The organism is Aquabacterium sp. (assembly GCF_048860245.1).
Taxonomy (GTDB): domain Bacteria; phylum Pseudomonadota; class Gammaproteobacteria; order Burkholderiales; family Burkholderiaceae_C; genus Aquabacterium.
In genome coordinates this window covers 22950-38062 of sequence record NZ_JBLIZW010000040.1, presented here as the reverse complement: position 1 = coordinate 38062, position 15113 = coordinate 22950, and the positions used below count along the sequence as shown (strand labels likewise).

Sequence of the window (15113 nt, the reverse complement as noted above, 5' to 3'; positions counted from 1 at the left end):
CATTTGACTCAATTCTGCGGGCGTCTTGCCCGAGGCGTAGAGTGTTGCCACCACGCTGCCAGCGGACGTCCCCACAACGATGTCCGGCTTGATGCCCTGCTCTTCCAGAACCTGAAGCACGCCAATGTGTGCAAACCCGCGCGCCGCGCCGCCCCCCAGCGCCAAACCGATTCGGGGGGGCTTGGGTACCGGCTTGCTGACCACTGGGGGCGTCACTGGCTTGCTAGGTACAGCATCTGGTTGCGGACTCAGAACAGCACATGCACTCAAGAACGCGGAGACCACTGTTGCCATGCCGACGCACACGAGGCGCCGCTTATATTCCAAATAGGAATAAACAACTTTCAAAAATGTTCTTCTCATTTATAAAGAGATTTTCTACATTTCAGCTTCTTACAAAATGGATGCTGTTCAAGCAGTCCGCCTAGAAAGCTGAAGTGTCGTCATGAGTTTTGACTGGATTGCTGTCGCTGCCGGAGCAGGCGTAGGCCTCATTGTCGGAGTAACCGGCGTTGGCGGCGGCTCTCTGATGACACCTTTGTTGATTTCCGTGTTTGGTCTTGACAAGGCCATCGCAATTGGTACGGACCTGTGGTTTGCCGGACTGACCAAAGTATCTGGATCGATCGCGCATCATCGCGAAGACCACGTCGACTATCACATTACAAAAAAACTACTGATCGGCAGCATCCCCGCAACCATTGCAACCATGGTGTTCATGCACGTGGAAGGCATCAAGAAGAGCGGGGACAACATGTTGGCTTATGCGCTCGGCATTGCGTTGTTGCTGACGGCTGTGACCGTTGCTTTCCGCCCGGTGTGGTACCGGGTTGGCATCTGGCTGGAGCGCTGGATCACCCGCGAAACGCGGCCTGCTTTGACCGTGCTGTGCGGCGCCATTTTGGGCGTCTTGGTTTCATTGAGCTCGATTGGTGCTGGCGCGCTGGGCGCGACGATGATTTTGTTGCTCTATCCACGTCTGGACATGAAACGCTTGGTCGGCAGCGACATCGCCCACGCCGTGCCGCTGACCATTGTGGCCGGCATCGGGCACGCTTCATTGGGAAACGTGAACTGGGTGCTGTTGGTTGAGTTGCTGATGGGCTCCATCCCGGGCATCTGGGTTGGCGCGAAGCTGACCAAGCACCTGCCTGAGACAATCACGCGGATCGCGCTGTGCATTTGCCTGGTGTTGGCGGCCAAGAAGATTCTCATGACTGCCTGACGCTTTCTATCTGAGGTGGCGACGGCCCTGCCCCCACCAACCCGTTTTTTGACACCGTGACAGCCGGCTTCCGACCGGATCGATGCCATGTATCAATACACCGACTTTGACAAACAGTTTGTGCGCCAACGCGCCGCCCAGTTCCGCGATCAGCTTGAACGCAACCTGGCGGGCAAATTGGGTGATGACGAATTCCGCCCGCTGCGTCTGCAGAATGGGTGGTACGTGCAGCGCCATGCCCCCATGCTGCGCATTGCGGTGCCATACGGTGAAATCTCTTCGAATCAGGTTCGCCAGTTGGCACGCATCGCTCGCGAGTACGATCGTGGTTACGCGCATTTCACCACCCGTCAAAACGTTCAGTTCAACTGGATTCCGCTGACGAAAAGTGCTGACGTGATGGACTTGCTGGCGGATGTCAACATGCACGGCATCCAAACGTCGGGCAACTGCATCCGCAACATCACGGCCGACGCCATGGTGGGTGTGGCAGATGATGAAGTGATCGACGCCCGCCCCTACTGCGAAGTGTTGCGTCAGTGGTCGACGCTGCACCCGGAGTTTGCGTTCTTGCCACGCAAGTTCAAGATCGCTGTCAGCGGCGCCAAAGAAGATCGCGCCGCCACGTACTGGCATGACATCGGCCTGCATCTGATCCAAAACGACGCGGGTGAAGTCGGCTTCCGCGTTCTGGTTGGCGGCGGGATGGGCCGTACGCCGATCACGGCCAGCGAAATCAACGCCTTTGTGCCTTGGCAACAAATCCTTGTCTACATCGAAGCGATCGTGCGGGTCTACAACCGCTACGGCCGTCGCGACAACATGTACAAGGCCCGCATCAAGATCCTGGTGAAGGCCGAAGGGCAAAAGTTCTTTGACCAGGTGAATGCTGAATTCGAGCAGATCCTGACACGCGACATCGACGGTGCCGCGCACATCATTCCGCAAGCCGAGTTTGACCGTGTGGCAGCCAGCTTTGCGTTCCCTGCGGGCGTGCAAGCTCATCAGGCAGCAGGCAACGGTTTGCCTGTGGATGCATCGGACAGCGACAAGAAGCAGTTCACCAAGTGGCTGGAGCGCAATGTTCGTGGCCACAAGGTCGACGGCTACAAGTGTGTGACGCTGTCTGTGAAGCGCCCCGGACAAGCCCCGGGCGACGTCACCGATGCACAACTCGATGCCATCGCTGACATGGCCGATCGTTTCAGCTTCGGCGAGTTGCGCGTGACGCATGACCAGAACGCCTTGCTGCCATTCGTGCGCGAAGAGGATCTGTTCGCGGTGTGGCAGGCAGCCAAAGCCTCGACCTTGGCTTCGGCCAACATCGGCTTGCTCAGCGACATGATTGCCTGCCCCGGCGGCGACTTCTGCGCGCTGGCCAATGCGCGGTCCATTCCGATCGCCAACGAGTTGATCGAGCGTTATCAAGACCTCGATGAGTTGTACGACATCGGCGACATCGATCTGCACATTTCGGGCTGCATCAATTCTTGCGGCCACCACCACAGCGGCCACATTGGCATTCTGGGCGTCGACAAGGACGGGTCCGAGTGGTACCAGGTGACGCTGGGTGGCTCGGACGGCTCCGACCATGCCCCCACCAGCGTGGCTGGCAAGGTGATCGGCCCATCTTTCTCCGCCGACGAAGTGGCGGATGTGATTGAGGCGGTGATTGCAACGTACCGTGTGCAGCGTGCCGCCAACGAAAAGTTCATCGACACCGTCAAGCGTGTGGGTATCGACCCGTTCAAGGCCGCAGCCAATGCGGTGCGTCGCACCACCGCCAAAGCAGCCTGATCGCCCCGCAGAAGGAACGACACCATGAAATTCATCGATATTCACCACGACCAGTGGCATACCGTCGGCGGGGAAGATGGCCCGGTTTCTCACCCCCCCGTCAAGAGCAACAGCCTGCTGACGCTGGCCCAGTGGCATGCTGTGCGGGAGCAATGGCCTGCTCAGACATCGCCCGATTACAAGCCCGCAGGCGTTCTGATCAGCAACGACACCGACATCGAAACCATTGAAGCCGACCTCCCCAAGCTCGCCTTGGTGGTGCTGACTTTCCCGAAGTGGGTCGATGGCCGTGCATACAGCCAAGCTCATATTCTGCGCACGCGCTATCGTTTCACCGGTGAGATTCGTGCAACCGGCGAAGTGCTGGTCGACATGATGCCGTTGCTGGCACGTACGGGCTTTGATGCCGTGGTACTGCGCCATGACCAAGATCGTGCCGACGCAGAGCGTGCCTTGGGCTTCTTTGCTGCCCGAGGTCACTACCAAGGTGATGTGCAAGTTACCAAGCCCGTGTTCGGTCGTGCAGCTTGACAACGCTGGAGCAAATTCATGAGTGACTCTTCTCCAATTGGCGGCGTGTCGTCCTTGATGGGCGGCGCGGCGCCCGCAGGCTCAGCGATCTCGCTCTACAACAAGCCCAGCGCCGACTACGCCGACAAGGTTCACGCCACTGTTGAGTTGCTGAAGGCCGCTGCGGTTGAGCATCCCAACAAGGTGGTGCAAGCCACCAGCCTGGGTGTGGAAGACATGGTGCTGACCGACTTGATCGCCCGCCACCGTCTGCCCATCGCAATCGGCACGTTGGAAACGGGTGCGCTGCACCCGGAAACGGCCTCGCTGATTGGCACCATCGAGACGCACTACGCTGACGCTGGCATTCATGTGGAGGTGTACAAGCCTGTCGCTGAGGCCGTGATCGAGTTCGTGCGCCAAAACGGCGATAAGGCCATGTACGAGAGCATTGACCTGCGCAAGGCTTGCTGTGGTGTCCGTAAACTTGAACCTCTGAGCCGCATGCTGGCTGAGCGTTCGGCCTGGATCACTGGCCTGCGTCGTGAGCAATCCAATAACCGTGGCGACATGGCCGCGCGCGAGCAGGACGACAAGGGGCGTGCAAAATTCAACCCTTTGATCGAATGGACATGGGGCGACATCTGGCACTACGTGTCGGTCAACCACGTGCCTTACAACCCGCTGCACGACCAATTCATGCCTAGCATTGGATGCGCACCGTGCACACGTGCGATCGCAGTGGGCGAAGATTTCCGCGCAGGTCGCTGGTGGTGGGAAGATGAGAAGGCCAAGGAATGCGGCCTGCACGTTCACCAAAAGTGATCGGACCGAACAAGATTAACGGTACAAGAAGCTATGACTGATGTGAACCAATTGCTGGCGGAAGTGGATCACCGCCACCTGGATGCGCTGGAAGAAGAAGCGATCTTCATCTTGCGTGAAGTGGCCGCCAGTTTCGAGCGTCCTGGCCTGCTGTTTTCCAGCGGCAAGGACTCGTGCGTGGTGCTGCACCTGGCCGAAAAGGCCTTCAAGATGAAGAACCCGGAAACGGGCAAGCTGGAAGGCAAACTGCCCTTCCCGCTGCTGCACGTGGACACCGGCCACAACTTCCCCGAAGTGATCGAGTTCCGCGAGAGTCGCGTGGCCGAGATTGGCGAGCGCCTGATCGTCGCGCACATGGAGGACTCCATCCAACGCGGCACCGTGCGCCTGGCCCACCCGCTGGAATCGCGCAACGGCCACCAAACCGTGACGCTGCTGGAAGCCATCGAAGACAACCGCTTTGACTGTCTGATTGGCGGCGCCCGTCGTGATGAAGAGAAGGCCCGCGCCAAGGAGCGCATCTTCTCGCACCGCGACAGCTTCGGCCAATGGCAGCCCAAGGAGCAGCGCCCCGAGTTGTGGAACCTGTTCAACACCCGCATCAAGCCGGGTGAGCACTTCCGTGCCTTCCCGATCTCGAACTGGACCGAGTTGGACGTGTGGCTCTACATCGCCCGTGAAGGCATCCCACTGCCCAACATCTACTACAAGCACGCGCGCCAGGTGATCCGTCGCAAAGGCTTGCTGGTGCCGCTGACTGATGTGACCCCCGCACTGGAAGGCGAAACGGTTGAAACCGTGGACGTGCGCTTCCGCACCGTGGGCGACATGACCTGCACCTGCCCAGTTGAATCGACTGCCACCAGCGCGGCCGACATCGTCGCCGAAACGCTGCACGTGACCGTGAGCGAACGTGGCGCTACCCGCATGGACGACCGCACCTCGGAAGCATCGATGGAGCGTCGCAAGAAGGAAGGTTATTTCTGATGACTACCGTGACTCACAACGAAGCCGGCAATGAACTGGCTCACAAGGCGCTGCGTTTCCTGACCGCTGGCAGCGTGGACGATGGCAAGAGCACCCTGATCGGCCGTCTGCTGTTCGACAGCCGCGCGATTCTGGCTGACCAACTGGATGCGCTGGAAAAGCGTGCCGCTGGCGCCCCGATTGACCTGTCGCTGCTGACCGACGGTCTGGAAGCCGAACGCGAGCAAGGCATCACCATCGACGTGGCCTACCGCTACTTTGCGACCAAAACCCGCAAGTTCATCATCGCCGACGCCCCTGGCCACGAGCAGTACACCCGTAACATGGTGACCGCTGCCGCTGGTTCTGACGCCGCCGTGGTGCTGGTCGACATCACCAAGATCGACTGGAAGGCGTCGCCCGTGCCGCTGCTGGCACAGACCCGTCGCCACAGCCTGTTGGCCAATCTGCTGCGCGTACCCTCCATCGTGTTTGCGGTGAACAAGCTGGATGCGATCGAGCAGGATACCGAAGCCGCTTTCAACGCGGTGAAGGCCTCGCTGGAAGGTTTTGCCGCTCAGGCAGGCATCGCCGTGAAGGGCGTGATCCCCGTGTCGGCGCTGCGCGGCGACAACGTGACCACACCGAGCGCCAACTGGACTTGGTATCAAGGCCCCACCCTGCTGCAAGTGCTGGAGCAATTGCCTGCCAGCGACGAGCGCCACGATGGCACCCTGCTGCATCCTGTGCAGTATGTGACCCGTGATAGCGTGGGTGAAGGTGAAGCCACCGCTTCGGGCACCGGCCACCAATACCGCGCGTTCTGGGGTCGCATTGCCCATGGCAACGTCAAGGCAGGCGACGAAGTGCAAATCTTCCCATCTGGCGAAACAGCCATCGTGGCAGAGGTGCGTCACTCGGCGCTGGTGGTGGATCAGTGTGAAGCAGGCCAGTCGGCCGGCATCGTGCTGGACCGTCAGGTGGACATTTCGCGCGGCGACTGGATCCATACGCCCGGCAGCATCAAGCCAAAGGCCGAGTTCAGCGCCACGCTGGCGTGGCTGGACACCGAGCCAGCTGTGGTCGGACGCAAGTACTGGGTTCGCCACGGCAACCGTTGGGTGCAGGCGCGCATCACGTCGATCGACAATCGTCTGGACATCCATACGCTGGCCGACACCGATGCCCACGAGTTGGCCGTCAATGAAATTGGCACGGTTCAGATTCAGACTCAACAACCGCTGCCGGTGGAAGCCTACGTGGACAACCGCGTGGGTGGTGCGCTGATCGTGGTGGATCCCACGACCAACCGCACCAGTGGTGCGTTGTTGGTCAAGGCTGCCTGATCAAAATTGACCGACATTAAGGTGTGCATCCACGCTGCGCTCATAAGCTGACGGAATGACAGATCGCACCCAAACCGCCCCCTCCCAGCCTGCAAGAATCGTTTTCATTGGTGCAGGCCCGGGAGAATCTGATCTCATCACCGTGCGTGGAAGCCGTTTGCTCAGTCAAGCGCAAGTGGTGCTTTTCGACGCATTGGCAGACGATGCCCTGCGAGAGCTTGCCCCGCATGCTCAATGGATTGACGTAGGCAAAAGAGGCTTTTCCGGCAAAGAAGGCAGTGATTTCAACGGGCAGACACGCATCAATCGTTTGCTGGTTGAGCACGCTTTCGCGGTGGGGCAGGCTTACGGGACAACCGGTCTGGTGGCTCGCCTCAAAGGTGGAGATCCCAGTCTGTTTGGCCGGCTGGAAGAAGAGTTGCATGCTGTGCGCGATGCCGGTATCCCCTGCGAAATCGTGCCCGGCGTGACATCGGCTTTGGCCGCTGCGGCGGCCACCCAACGGCCCTTGACCCGGCGGGGGAGCGGACGTAGTGTCAGTTTCACCACAGCCATGACCCGCACAGGGGACCTCCAGTGCGGCATGGGGCCAGGCCAGCGTGCGGATACAGAGGTGTTCTACATGGCGGGTCGGCAACTGGCTCCCCTTGCCAGGGGGCTTGCTGAGGCCGGTTGGGCCTCTGACACCTTGGTGAGCGTCGTTTCTCGCGCGGGGTGGCCCGACATGCGCCACTCCATGCACACCGTTGGCAGCCTCGATGAGGCCAGCGCCATTCATGCCGGACGCCCCACTTTGGTGATTGTTGGCGCCGGCGCGACAGATATTCCTGACCAACCTTTGACCCATATCGCCCTGTGTGGCGAAGGTTGATCCCAATCGGGCTGTCACAGCCCGGTAAAATTCTCAATTCACTTCAACTGTTTCAAGAGACCTGACATGACCCACGTCGTCACCGAAGCCTGCATCAAATGCAAATACACGGACTGTGTGGACGTGTGCCCGGTAGACTGCTTCCGCGAAGGCCCCAATTTCCTGGTCATCGATCCCGACGAGTGCATCGACTGCGCGGTCTGTATCCCTGAGTGCCCCGCCAACGCCATCCTCCCTGAGGAAGACGTGCCAGGCAACCAACAGCAATTCATCCAGATCAATGCCGACCTGGCCAAGAAGTGGCCCAGCATCACCAAGCGCAAGGATGCGCTGCCTGATGCCGACGAATGGAAGGACAAGACGGGCAAGCTGGATCAGCTGATCCGCTGATTCTGTCTGCCTGACGGTGCACGCCGCACACATGATTCACACCGATGTGGTGGTGATTGGAGCAGGCCCAGTCGGGCTGTTCCAAGTGTTCCAATTGGGACTGCTGGGCATCGATGCCCATGTGGTCGACGTGCTACCTGAGGCCGGGGGGCAGTGCATTGCACTCTACCCCGACAAGCCAATTTATGATGTGCCGGGCATCCCACATTGCACCGGACGTGAGCTTGCTTCGCTGCTGCTGAAGCAAGCCTCACCGTTTCTGGGCATCGACACGCTCAACCAAGACAGCCCTCGGCTGCACCTGGGGCATCAAGTCGAATCGGTGACCCCTCGTGCGGGCATTGAGCCCGGTTTCACCCTGACCACGCACCAACAGTTGACGTTCAACTGCAAGGCGGTGATGGTCGCCGCTGGGGCGGGTGCGTTTGTGCCTCGCACACTCAACCTGCCCGGACTCGAGGGTGCCAGCAACCTTCACTACCATCTGGATGACGATCTGTTGGCCAGGCTCGCTGGGCAACACGTGGTGATTTCTGGTGGTGGCGAAGAGGCCGTGGGCGCCGCCATCGAGCTGGCTTCGATGGGCGCAGCACACAAGGCTGCACGCATCACACTGCTGCATCGCCGGGATCAATTTCAGGTCGATGCTGATTTGGCCGAGCGCTTGAACGCGCTGATTCAGGCTGGTGACATCGAGGTCACGGTCGGCATGCCAACCGATTGCCATCGCGCTGACGGTGTCATCCACTCACTCGCGCTGTTGACACCAGACAGCACCACCGTCGACCTCCCCTTGGATCACCTGCTCGTGCGCCAAGGCATGAGTCCCAAACTAGGCCCTCTGGCCAATTGGGGGCTGCCGTTGGAGCGTAAGCAAGTGCCGGTTTCCTCGGCCACGTTCGAGAGCGATGTACCCCGGATTTTTGCCGTGGGTGACATCAACACCTATCCGGGCAAAAAACGTTTGCTGCTTTGCGGCTTTCACGAGGCCACGCTGGCGGCCCATGCTGCGTCCACGATCCTGAGACCGGACACGCCGCAGCACTTGCTCTACACCACCACCAGCCCGCTTCTCCACGAGCGTTTGGGGGTCAAGCGTTCGTCATGAGGTGCGTCGGCTACACGACGCGCTTAAAATACGGTCCTGCTAGGGGTGCAACAGGCATGTCATACGTGTTTGTTGCTGAGAGAGTCCCTTTGAACCTGAACGAGGTCATCCTCGCGTAGGGAAGCAAGTTTCAGCAAGCCCAGGCCATTCGGCCATGGATTGCCCGCATGCTCCTGCCGCGTCGATGCCCATTGCAAGACCCGTATGGAGACATGCAACATGCACCGACCTTCCCTGCCGCGCCGCTCATTGCGCGCCCCATATTTGCTCACGCCGCTGGCGATTGCCGCGTTGAGCCTCAGCCTGCCCGTTGCCGCACAAGAGTCCGGTGACTTGACGTTGCCGAGCATTGGCGTGACCGCGACGGCCAAACGCCAACAGAAAGCCAGCATCAGCGGCTTGGGTGATGCCCCAGCCTGGCAACAACCCGTGCAAGCGCTGACGTTCTCCCAAGATGCACTGCGGGACGCGCAAGTCACTCGACTGGCTGACGTGACCAAACTGGATGCCAGCACCAGCGATGCTTACAACACGGTCGGCTACTGGGACTATTTGACCGTACGTGGCTTTGCGCTCGACAACGCCTACAACTATCGACGAGAGGGACTCCCCATCAGCGCAGAGACGCGCATTGCGCTCGATAACAAGGCGGGCATCGAGTTGTTCAAGGGCACCAGTGGCATCCAGGCAGGCGTCAGCTCCCCTGGTGGCTTGGTCAATTATTTGGTGAAGCGTCCAGAAGGCCGCGTCAGAACCGCGACTTTCTCGATCGATGATGCAGGTGATGCCAGCACCTCGGTGGATTTGGGCGACCGGTTTGGCGAGCGCAAGGAATGGGGCCTGCGCATCAATGCCGCCATCGAAAAGTTGAAATCCCACATTGATGCCACCGACGGGCACCGCAGACTCGCCGCCATCGCGGTTGACCGCGTTCTGGTGCCTGGGCACGTTCTGGAAGCCGAAGTCGAGCACAGTGCTGCCAGTCAACCCAGCATTCCTGGCTTCAGCATGCTGGGCAACTCCCTGCCCTCGGCCAAGGACATCGATCCTGGCGTCAATTTGAACCATCAGCCATGGACGCAACCCAGCCAGTTCCGGGGCACCACTGGCACGATTCGCCTCAAGAGTGATCTGGGCCAAGGCTGGCGCAGCAGCGTGACCTACGGCGCCCAATACCTGAAGTCCAATGACCGCGCCGCGTTTCCATCGGGTTGCGACAGTGCGTTCGTGTATGACCGCTACTGCTCTGACGGCACGTTTGACGTCTACGACTTCCGCTCCAACAACGAAAGTCGCACAACCCGATCGCTTCAGGCCCAAGTGGAAGGCTCTGTCACCACAGGCGCGGTGAAGCACGATGTGGGCGCGTCATTCCTACGCAGTGTGTTCAACAGCGACCTGCACATGGCATCGTTCAACCATCCGCGGGATGGACAAGGCAATGTCAGTGGCAGTTTCCCTGCTTTGCCGCAGGACCCCTACCCTGGCTATCCCAATACCGATCGACACGAGCGCAGCTCCGAGTTGTCTTTGCGCGACGCCTTGCAATTCGGTGACTGGCGCGCCTGGATCGGCTTGCGACATAGCCAGATCCGCCGCCAAGCCATTCGCGAAAACAACAGCTTTGCCACGGACGTTATTCACAAGGCGGTCAACACGCCTTGGGCTGCCATCGGCTACAACGTGGCGCCTCAGACGCAAGCCTACGTCAGCTGGGGAGAAGGCGTTGAGATCAAGTACGCACCGCGCAACACAGCTAACGCTGGTGCCCCCATGCCGTTGCTGAAGAGCCGCCAGACAGAATTGGGCGTGAAAGGCCAGGTCAACACCCCACACACCACTCAGCAGTGGAGTGCCAATGTGTTCCACATCGCCCGGCCAGAAGGCGCAACAAATGCCGATGATGTCTATCTGATCGATGGTCAGTCCAAACACATTGGCATCGAGGGTTCGTGGCAAGGGCGCGCAGGCGCGTGGGGATGGGGCAGCAGCGCCATGGTGCTGGATGCCAAGCGAGAAAACAGCCAGTTTGCGGCGAACAAATCGCCTGTGAACGTCCCAGATCAGCTGCTCAAGGTGAGCGGCTCGTATACCTTCAAGCACCCCACCCCTGTGACATTGCAGGCAGACCTCGTTCACGAAGGCCGCCGCTGGGTGGATGTGGCCAACACCACACGCATCCCCGCCTGGAACCGCGTGGACCTGAGTTTGCGTGCCACCCAAGCTTGGGATGCACGCACCGTGACCTGGCGCTTGGCCGTGAACAATGTGTTTGATACCCGTGCATGGCGTGAAGCACCAAACAGTTTTGATCACATCTATCTGTTCCCGATGGCAGAGCGCACGATCACGGCGTCGGCTCAGATCGACTTTTGATCACGGGAAATGATGGAAATCGGCAACAACTTGAGGACTGCATTTAAACCATGCTATAGTCACGTTCTCAGTTGATCGCAACAGCGAAAAAACTGTTCCCCGATAGCTCAGTCGGTAGAGCGCCGGACTGTTAATCCGTAGGTCCCTGGTTCGAGCCCAGGTCGGGGAGCCAAAAATTCAAGACGGCTTTGCTTGCCGATTTGCAAAGCCCGACATCGTTTGATCCCCGATAGCTCAGTCGGTAGAGCGCCGGACTGTTAATCCGTAGGTCCCTGGTTCGAGCCCAGGTCGGGGAGCCAAAAATAAGGCCCGTACGCACATGCGTTCGGGCCTTTTCTTTTTCATGCTTGCGTTGCTGGCGGCGTGCTCGCCATGCTGACGGCCTCTTCCATGCTGAGCATGGTGAGTTGCGTAGCCGTCAGCGCTGCGCGCAACAACACACCGTACGCAGGCGCCTTGAGGCGCCCCAAGACAAAGCGGCGACCACTCTTCGCCAACTCAAAGCTGAGATCGCGCAATGCCTCGACGCAACTGCCATCTAGATCGGGCGACTCTTCCAGACTCAGCACCAAGGTTTTGACGCCGACTTGCGCATCCAGGACGTGACGAACCTGACCCAGCATGCGCTCGACATTGCCGAAGAACAGCGGCGCCTCTGGTCGCAGGATCAGCACATCCGGCACGCGATGAACCCGGGGAGACAGCTCGATGTCGATGAAGTCATGCGTATCGCCGACTCGCCCCAACTCCACCACACGCGCTTGCGCCAATCCACGCAGCGTGAGGAACAGGCTGGCACCGATCGACGCCAGCAGTCCGTCCAACACGCCCAGCCACAGCACGGCTGCGATCGCCCCCAACACCAGCAATCGATCACGCCGCCATTGGAAATACGGCTGAAACACCTGTGGGTTCAAGGTGTGACTCACGGCATGAATCACGATCGCACCCAAAACGGGCTCAGGCATGTCTGCCAGTAAGGGCAACAAAGTCGCGATCACAATCAAAATCAGCAACGCTGCGAACAGGCCAGACCACTTTGACTTGGCCCCACTGGCCTCATTGACCACACTGGCCGAGTAGCCTGCTCCAACCGGCATGCCGTGCAACAGGCTACTGAACAGGTTTGCAATGCCCAGCGCAAACAGGTCTCGGTTGGGCGAGATCACGTCGCCATGACGCAAAGCCAAGGTTCGGATGGACCCATACGACTCGGCGTACAAGATCAGCACCATGGCCAGCGCCAGTTCACCCAATCTGAGCCAATGTTCGCGGGCCAAGGCGGGCAAATCAGGTGCTTGCAGGTGCACGCTGAAGTCGCCAACTCGCAGCACGCCCCAGTGCTCCAGCAAACCCAGATGCTGGGCTGCGATGCCGGCGACCATGACCAGCAGTGCGCCTGGCCAGCGCCGTTTGACACGTTGCAACGCAAACAAGGTGACCAGCGCCACACCCCCAACCAACAGGCTAGGAACATGCCACGACTGGAACTGTTCCAGGAGATGCCAGGCAACCTGCCCTGCCCCATGCCCATTCGGGAGCAAGCCCACCAACTTGGGCCCTTGCTTGATGATGATGATGACCGCCAGACCAAATGCGAAGCCTCGCAAGACCGGTCGTGCGATGAAGGCCGACACGGCACCCAGCTTCGCCATGCTGCCGATGACGAAATAAAGCCCCGTGAGCAAAACCAGCCCGACAGCCAGTGACATCCGCAAGGCAATGTCGGTGCCCGCCATGCTGGCCGTTGCAGCCAGCAGCACCGCCGCCGATGACGAGGTTGCCGACACAATGGCGAACCGGCTGCTGCCAAGCAGGCCATAGGCCAACAAACCAGCCAGCAGGGCCATGACGCCCGCTTGGGGTGGCAGGTTCCCGATGCCCGCGTACGCCACGGCCTCCGGCAACAAGACCCCGGCGACCGACAGGCCCGCGATCAAATCACGCCACGCAGGTTGGCCGGGAATCCATTGGCGGAGGATGCGAATCATGCTGCGCCTCACAAGGTCATGTGCTGCACATCACCACCGCGCGCCGAGAATCGCTCGCGCGCCGTCATGCGCTCGATCTCGATGCGCGCGGCGCGACCTTTGTAGACCTCAGCCTTCAGCCACCCGCCCTCCAACTCAAGCGCCGCAGCGGACGACAATTGGGTGTGCCACACCTTACGCTCGGCATCCCATCGGTAGCCTCTGGCCCGCAGCAGGTCTTTGGACTCAAATGGCGCCCCCGTCGCACACACGCGATAACTGGTCGTTTGCGCGGCCTGAAGCAGACGCCCCAAGGCCGTCTCATCAGGATAGTTGGGCAGAGGTGCCGACAACACGGCCAGCAAAGCATGGCAATCCATCTCGGCCCGATGCGCGTCGTAGAACCACCCCAACTCGTGAGCCAGAAACTCCAGCTTGGCTGAGCCGCTCCCCAGCGACTGCCAGTCGATCTCGGCCACCGAACAGGCCCAAGGCAGCTCGGAGAATGCGGGCAATCGGCGCTCGACAAAACCGCGATCAAAGCGCGCGTTGTGAGCGATGACCAACCCCGCCCCACGCGTGATTTCAGCAACTCGGGCCTCATCCAGACGCTTGCCAGCCACCATGCTGTCGGTGATGCCAGTCACACGGGTCGCTTCTGCCGGAATGGGGATGCCAGGGTCCTCCAGCTCATCCAAAACGTCTTGAACCTGAATTGGCCGCCCGCTGGCCACATCGACATCGACCGATAACAGGGCCAACTCAATGATGCGATCCTTTGCTGGATCCAGACCCGTGGTTTCGGTATCCAGAATGAGCACCTTCATCACATCGCCTGTGCGCTTGAGGCCAAACTCTCGTTTGGGCTGAAGACGTCGCAACACGCGGTAGTCGGGATGCGCATCCAGGACCTGCGCCATGGCTTCCGGCTCGCCGAAACTGGCATCCAGCAATGGGGTGGGATTGTGTTGGGGTTGGCGCGCCATGCTGGGTCACTCGCCCTTCATCATGGAGTCGAGCGTCATGTCATACGCCGGACCAAAGGTGTCGAGGAAATACTGGAGTTCTGGTGTCATCGTCTCATCCAGCTTGCGGCGCACCTGCGCTTCCGCTTGCTCAAACTCTCGGTTGCCGTATCGCAACTCCGCCCGGCACTTTAGCCAGGCGGACAGGCGGTCTGCCGACTTGACCAAGCGGGCGTCCAGATCTGGCCACTGCGCATGATCCATCACGGCAGCCATAGCAGGGCGGATCGCCTCAGGAATCTGATGGACCATTTCTGCGCAGACCTCATCCTCCAGATGGGAGGTAGCGTGCCGCATGGCCGGCGAGTATTTGACCGGTGTTGGCAGATCGCCGGTGATGGCCTCTGTGGCGTCGTGGAACAGCGCACGGGTAGCGACTGCATTCGGGTCCACTGATTGGCCAAAAACATCGCGCGCGATCACCGCCAGCGCATGCGCCAACACGGCCACTTCCCAACTGTGTTGCGCGACGTCCTCTTCGACAGCGTTGCGCATCAGCCCCCATCTTCTGATGAAACGGAGGCGCGAAAGGTGGGCGTAGAACGGGCTTCGGGGAGCGGAGAGACTGGACGACATGAGCACGAATGAAGAGCCAAGTCAGCATCTTCGCGCAAAACACCGAGCGCATCTGTTTGTGTTTGCCCGGACAAACGAAATATGAGAGCGCCCCCCGTTCAGCACACAATGGACACAGCACCAAACAC

Annotated in this window: 14 protein-coding genes, 2 tRNA genes and 1 riboswitch; of the genes, 12 read left to right on the top strand and 4 right to left on the bottom strand. The window is 60.0% G+C overall.

Features of this window, described 5'->3' with window-relative positions; genetic code table 11:
• A partial coding sequence (locus tag ACMV18_RS04635) for a patatin-like phospholipase family protein (protein WP_420816872.1) occupies window positions 1-294 on the bottom strand: 294 nt, incomplete at its 3' end.
• A 151-nt stretch (window positions 295-445) separates the two neighbouring features.
• Here ACMV18_RS04635 and ACMV18_RS04630 point away from each other — a divergent pair.
• The 12 genes from ACMV18_RS04630 (at window position 446) to ACMV18_RS04575 (ending at window position 11713) form a co-directional block, all read left to right on the top strand.
• Complete coding sequence (locus tag ACMV18_RS04630; RefSeq protein ID WP_420816871.1) at window positions 446-1225, top strand: sulfite exporter TauE/SafE family protein; 780 nt, start codon at window positions 446-448, stop codon at window positions 1223-1225.
• Window positions 1226-1312: 87 nt separating this feature from the next.
• The gene (locus ACMV18_RS04625; protein WP_420816870.1) at window positions 1313-3022 is read left to right on the top strand and encodes a nitrite/sulfite reductase; all 1710 of its coding nucleotides are present in this window, start codon (window positions 1313-1315) and stop codon (window positions 3020-3022) included.
• 24 nt (window positions 3023-3046) lie between these two features.
• Window positions 3047-3553, top strand: coding sequence for a DUF934 domain-containing protein (locus ACMV18_RS04620; RefSeq protein ID WP_420816869.1), 507 nt, complete (start codon window positions 3047-3049; stop codon window positions 3551-3553).
• Window positions 3554-3610: 57 nt separating this feature from the next.
• Window positions 3611-4357, top strand: coding sequence for a phosphoadenylyl-sulfate reductase (locus tag ACMV18_RS04615; protein WP_374257602.1), 747 nt, complete (start codon window positions 3611-3613; stop codon window positions 4355-4357).
• A 33-nt stretch (window positions 4358-4390) separates the two neighbouring features.
• Window positions 4391-5344: a sulfate adenylyltransferase subunit CysD gene (cysD, locus tag ACMV18_RS04610; RefSeq protein ID WP_420816868.1), complete on the top strand. Its 954-nt coding sequence runs from the start codon at window positions 4391-4393 to the stop codon at window positions 5342-5344.
• Window positions 5344-6669, top strand: coding sequence for a sulfate adenylyltransferase subunit 1 (locus ACMV18_RS04605; protein WP_420816867.1), 1326 nt, complete (start codon window positions 5344-5346; stop codon window positions 6667-6669). Before cysD ends, ACMV18_RS04605 begins: the two co-directional genes overlap by 1 nt.
• Window positions 6670-6724: 55 nt before the next feature.
• Complete coding sequence (gene cobA / locus ACMV18_RS04600) at window positions 6725-7540, top strand: uroporphyrinogen-III C-methyltransferase (RefSeq protein WP_420816866.1); 816 nt, start codon at window positions 6725-6727, stop codon at window positions 7538-7540.
• A gap of 66 nt (window positions 7541-7606) precedes the next feature.
• A complete protein-coding gene (gene fdxA, locus ACMV18_RS04595) occupies window positions 7607-7930 on the top strand; it encodes a ferredoxin FdxA (protein ID WP_374257589.1) in 324 nt (107 codons plus the stop codon).
• A 16-nt stretch (window positions 7931-7946) separates the two neighbouring features.
• Window positions 7947-9038, top strand: coding sequence for an NAD(P)/FAD-dependent oxidoreductase (locus ACMV18_RS04590; RefSeq protein ID WP_420816865.1), 1092 nt, complete (start codon window positions 7947-7949; stop codon window positions 9036-9038).
• Window positions 9039-9069: 31 nt separating this feature from the next.
• A riboswitch (TPP riboswitch) is annotated at window positions 9070-9177 on the top strand.
• 80 nt (window positions 9178-9257) lie between these two features.
• Window positions 9258-11414: a TonB-dependent siderophore receptor gene (locus ACMV18_RS04585; RefSeq protein WP_420816864.1), complete on the top strand. Its 2157-nt coding sequence runs from the start codon at window positions 9258-9260 to the stop codon at window positions 11412-11414.
• A gap of 96 nt (window positions 11415-11510) precedes the next feature.
• A tRNA-Asn gene (locus ACMV18_RS04580) sits at window positions 11511-11586 on the top strand.
• Window positions 11587-11637: 51 nt separating this feature from the next.
• Window positions 11638-11713 (top strand) — tRNA-Asn (locus tag ACMV18_RS04575).
• Window positions 11714-11755: 42 nt separating this feature from the next.
• Here ACMV18_RS04575 and ACMV18_RS04570 read toward each other — a convergent pair.
• From ACMV18_RS04570 to yfbR, 3 genes are read right to left on the bottom strand one after another with little or no spacing between them, the layout of a single operon-like run.
• Complete coding sequence (locus tag ACMV18_RS04570; RefSeq protein ID WP_420816863.1) at window positions 11756-13405, bottom strand: SulP family inorganic anion transporter; 1650 nt, start codon at window positions 13403-13405, stop codon at window positions 11756-11758.
• 8 nt (window positions 13406-13413) lie between these two features.
• The gene (locus ACMV18_RS04565; protein ID WP_420816862.1) at window positions 13414-14370 is read right to left on the bottom strand and encodes a 3'-5' exonuclease; all 957 of its coding nucleotides are present in this window, start codon (window positions 14368-14370) and stop codon (window positions 13414-13416) included.
• Between the two features lie 6 nt (window positions 14371-14376).
• Window positions 14377-14985, bottom strand: a complete 609-nt coding sequence (gene yfbR, locus ACMV18_RS04560; RefSeq protein WP_420816861.1) for a 5'-deoxynucleotidase — start codon at window positions 14983-14985, stop codon at window positions 14377-14379.
• Between the last annotated feature and the right edge of the window lie 128 nt (window positions 14986-15113).